At 44.2% G+C, this 3,576-nt stretch carries 4 protein-coding genes; 1 reads left to right on the top strand and 3 read right to left on the bottom strand.

Annotated features, from left to right (window positions below; genetic code table 11):
• Window positions 1-71: 71 nt before the first annotated feature.
• Window positions 72-599, top strand: a complete 528-nt coding sequence (locus VIP81_RS17030) for a 5' nucleotidase, NT5C type (protein WP_331963442.1) — start codon at window positions 72-74, stop codon at window positions 597-599.
• Between the two features lie 2 nt (window positions 600-601).
• On the opposite strand, the gene VIP81_RS17025 is transcribed toward VIP81_RS17030, so the two are convergent.
• The 3 genes from VIP81_RS17025 to VIP81_RS17015 form a co-directional block, all read right to left on the bottom strand.
• Window positions 602-1,282 (bottom strand): ABC transporter ATP-binding protein, encoded by a 681-nt coding sequence (locus VIP81_RS17025; protein WP_331963439.1) that lies wholly within the window; start codon window positions 1,280-1,282, stop codon window positions 602-604.
• A 1-nt stretch (window position 1,283) separates the two neighbouring features.
• Entirely contained in the window at window positions 1,284-2,543 is a 1,260-nt protein-coding gene (locus tag VIP81_RS17020) for an ABC transporter permease (RefSeq protein ID WP_331963436.1), read from the bottom strand.
• On the bottom strand, window positions 2,540-3,576 hold a 1,037-nt coding region (locus VIP81_RS17015; protein ID WP_331963433.1), incomplete at its 5' end, for an efflux RND transporter periplasmic adaptor subunit. The genes VIP81_RS17020 and VIP81_RS17015, both read right to left, overlap by 4 nt.

The following is a 3,576-nucleotide window of genomic DNA, read 5'->3' as shown; positions in this document are numbered from 1 at the left end:
AAAGACAATCGCCGAAGGCGATCCCCTCCGCTCTTTTTTTATTATATTAGCTGCATTAAAAATTGGAAACGATGCAACTATCTATTGCCATAGACATGGACGAAACCATTGCCGATCCGATCAAAAAAGCCAGGGCATGGTATTACAGGGATTACGGCCAAACATTCACCACCGAAGAACTTCACGGCAAAACCCTCTCTGATATTTTACCGGAGGAGCATAAAGTAAAAATAAAAGAATACCTCAACACCCCCGGATTTTTCCGTGACCTGGAAATATTTCCCAACGCGCAGGAAGTAGTAAAAGAATTAAATAAAAAGTACAAAGTATATATCCTCTCCGCCGCCATGGAGTTTCCCAACTCCCTGAAAGATAAATACGACTGGCTGCAGGAATTCTTTCCTTTCCTGACCTGGCAACAGTATTGCTTTTGCGGCGATAAGTCCATTGCGCAAACAGACATCATGATCGATGACCTGACACGTAATTTCACGCATTTCAAAGGCAAGGCTTACCTGTATCATGGTCATCATAATGTGCATGAAGAAGGCTACGAACGGATTATGAACTGGGAAGATGCCGCGAAGAAATTATTGTGAAGTTATTGACGGATAATCCTCCCGTCTTCCATTTCAATAATACGGTTGGTATTTTCAGCAAACTCCGGATCATGCGTAACGATCAGCAGGGTTTGATGGTATTGTACTGCCAGCTCCTGGAAGATGTCAAACACGATCTGTCCGTTTTTCTTATCCAGGTTGCCCGTAGGTTCATCCCCCATGATAATGGCGGGATCATTTATTAATGCGCGGGCAATGGCAACTCTTTGTTTTTGTCCGCCGGAAAGCTGGTTGGCATTTTTCATGGCCAGATCTTCCATATTCAGCATGCGCAAGCGTTCCATGGCGCGGTGTTCTACTTCCTGTTCCGAATATTTGTTGAGCTTCAGCCCAGGTAGCATTACATTTTTCAGTACACTGAATTCATTCAGCAGGTAATGAAACTGAAAGACAAATCCTATTTTTTCATTGCGGATGGCCGCCAGTTGCTTTTCTTTTTTATTGGTGACCAGTTCCTGTTCAATCCAGATCTGCCCTTCATAGTCGGTGTCCATGGTCGATAAAATATATAGCAAGGTAGATTTACCGCAACCTGATTTGCCGACTACCGCCACAAACTCACCTTTGTTGACAGACATGCTCAGGTCATTCAATACCGGCACGGTGACCGGATCGTGAAAATACTTATTGATATGACTGGCCTGCAGAATAACGTCGCTCATCTTATTTTCCTCTTATAATAATTACAGGATCTACCTTGCTGGCCTTTCTTGCAGGAAAGTAACCGGCAAAATAAGTGGTCACCAGTGAAAATATGCCTCCGATAAAATAAAAGGCCGGATTATAATTCACAGGGAAAGTAGTAATGGTGGGCAATGCCGCCGTTCTAAACGGCACCTGATCAATGATAGCGGATAAGCCAAAGCCCAACACCAATCCTACCGAACCGCCTGCCAGTCCAATACTCAGCGCAATCACAATAAAGATCCGGTTTACATCACTGCCGGAAAAACCGGTGGCTTTCATGATGGCAATGGCATCCATTTTTTCGTAGATCATCATGTTCAGGATATTATAGATGCCGAAGCCAGCTACGATTAACAAGGTAATACCTACCGAATAAGAAATCAATGTTCTGATAAAACTGCCGGTTTCAAATTGCGAATTAGCGGTTTGAATATCCTCCGTATCAGCCTGAAACAGCGCTGCATACTCTTTAGCCACGGCAGGCGCCTGATTCAGGTCTTTCAGTTTCACCTGTATATCGGTGATATAATTATTGGGCTTGCCGAGTAGTTTCTGTGTGGTGTTAATGGAGGCATAGCATTGTACTTTATCAAAGTCCTGCAAGCCCGACTGAAAGTAACCCACTACTTTCAGCGGCATAATATCGCCCTGGGAAGTAGTGACCTGTACTACATCTCCGGGATCTGCCAGCAATTTATCTGCTACCCCTTTTCCGAGAATAATGCTATTAGGTACATTTTTCAGGTCGATGGCTTTACCTGTAATGATGTAATCATTAAAATGAAACAGGTTGCTTTCTGCCTGCACATCGATGCCATTCACCACGCCGGTAATATCGATGGTGCCTGCGGTAAAGAACACCGGCGCAATGATTTTGGGTGCGAAACCAAGTACCCTGTTATCCTGCTTCAGTACCTCCATAATGGCGCCGCTGTTAAATATTTCCTGACGGCCACTGGCTGATTTAACGGACTTAATAAAATTGTGATATTGCTGATACGCACCGGATACGTTGATAGGTTGATGCTTGCTGGGTTTGATATCGTTATACAAACGCACATGTGGTGTTCTATTCAATATCAGTCCATCGAGCAATCCATTTAAGCCGGTCATAAAACTCAGGAGCGCAATAAACATGGTGATACTGAAAGTAACACCCACTGCCGCTACCAGCGTTTGTTTCCAACGGGCACGCAACAACGAAAATGAGATACTGAAAATTAATTTGTGGTTCATGGCACCGGCTTAATAATAACATCTGTTGCAGTAAGGCCGCTGATGATTTCTACCTGCTGATAATCCTTTAGTCCCGTTACCACCTTCTTCTTTTCTTTATTCTCCAGCATGACGTAATCATCTTCCAGTAAATAATTACGGGGGATGGTTAACGCTTTATCTTTTGTTTGAATAACGATATTGGCTTCGAGGGTGAGATTGGGATACACCACCGGAGGTATGGTAATAAAGCGGGCATCTACCGTAAAAGACCGGGATCTTTCGTTCATGATCGGATAAATTTTTTCCACCACTGCTTCAAACGCTTGTCCCTTATAGCTATCCAGCGTAATAAATACTTTTTGTCCGGGCCGGATGCGGGCAATATCATATTCATCTGCCTGCAGTTCCAGGTAATAATCGTTGGCGGCGCCGACCACGGCTACCGGGTTTTGTGTATTCACCATTTCTCCCGCTTTTTTCAGCAGGCTGTACACCCGCCCGTCGATATCGCTTTTAACTATATAATCATTTTTCTGGGTGGTACTTATTTCCAGGTTCTTACCCGATTGACTGGCTGCGAAGCGGAGTTGTTTTTGCAGATCGTTGTATTTAAATACCGCTACGTTATAGGCGGTGAGGGAACTTTTATAGGCCAGTTCTGCCTGTTCTACCTGCAGCTGACTTCCTATTTGCTGCTGCCAGAGCCGGCGTTGGCGGGTCATCAACAGCGAATCATTGTTCAGTTTATTTCTGGCGAGATCAATATTTACTTTGAGCTCATTAAGTTTATCTTCATTGGCGCTCACCGAGGCGTAGGCGGCGGAGAGGGCGGCGTTCTCCGTATTCAGCTTTGCCGTTTCATTCAGTATCACCATCAGGGGATCACCTTTTTTCACGGTATCTCCTTCCGTAACGGGGATGCTTACAATCAGCCCGTTTACCTTTGAAAATACCTGGTACTGATGCCTGCTTTTAATAATACCGGATGCATATACTGATTCAGTAATTTTTTCTACCGCTGGTTGTGTTTTTTCCCATTTACTTTTACAGG

Source organism: Chitinophaga sp., assembly GCF_036566945.1.
GTDB lineage: Bacteria > Bacteroidota > Bacteroidia > Chitinophagales > Chitinophagaceae > Chitinophaga.
Note: the sequence above shows the minus strand (reverse complement) of the source record. Positions and strands in the feature narration are given on the sequence as shown.

Bases quoted from the DNA above. Each gene is read 5' to 3' on its own strand.
- VIP81_RS17025 (WP_331963439.1), bottom strand. From the start codon at position 1,282: ATGAGCGACGTTATTCTGCAGGCCAGTCATATCAATAAGTATTTTCAC.
- VIP81_RS17020 (WP_331963436.1), bottom strand. From the start codon at position 2,543: ATGAACCACAAATTAATTTTCAGTATCTCATTTTCGTTGTTGCGTGCC.
- VIP81_RS17030 (WP_331963442.1), top strand. From the start codon at position 72: ATGCAACTATCTATTGCCATAGACATGGACGAAACCATTGCCGATCCG.